The sequence below is a fragment of the Gillisia xinjiangensis genome (assembly GCF_046298265.1).
In the GTDB taxonomy this organism is placed as follows: domain Bacteria; phylum Bacteroidota; class Bacteroidia; order Flavobacteriales; family Flavobacteriaceae; genus Gillisia; species Gillisia xinjiangensis.
On the sequence record NZ_JBKAHK010000144.1, the window covers coordinates 1 to 504 of the forward strand.

1 protein-coding gene is annotated in these 504 nt (G+C 65.3%); it reads right to left on the bottom strand.

The window, feature by feature from the left end; translation table 11 throughout:
- Positions 1–83 precede the first annotated feature (83 nt).
- Positions 84–504: MarR family winged helix-turn-helix transcriptional regulator (locus ACKGJN_RS16915; RefSeq protein ID WP_409540752.1), on the bottom strand; the 421-nt coding region annotated here is incomplete at its 5' end.

The following is a 504-nucleotide window of genomic DNA, read 5'->3' on the forward strand; positions in this document are numbered from 1 at the left end:
TTAAATGCAGCTAAGCGGTGAAGGAAGCGTTAAATCCGCACCTATGTGGCGAAGCGGGTCTGCGGCCTCAATCAGCAATGCCACTACCCCTTTTGCCCCAGGCGGTCGAGCAATCGCAGCAGTTCGCGCTGTTCCTTCTCGCTGAGGCCTTCCAGGGTCTCGCTGGAGATGCTCGGGCCGATCGCAACCAGTTGGCGGGCCAGTTCGTGGCCGTCGTGGGTCAGCTGCACCAGGCGGCGCCGGCCGTCGTCAGGATCGGTGCGCACCGCGACAAGACCGCGCTGGGGGAGACGCTGGACCACGGCCAGGACCGTCGCCGGGTCCATCGCGACGAGGCCGCCCAGGCGCGTCTGCGCGATCTCGCGCTGCTCCAGCAGAGTGACCAGCACGGAGAATTGCTGCGGCGTCAGGTTGCGGTCGCCGATCTTCGACTGGAACACTTCGGAGGCATACTGGTGCGCGCGGCGCAGCAGAAAGCCGATCTGCCGATTCAGGCGATAGTCC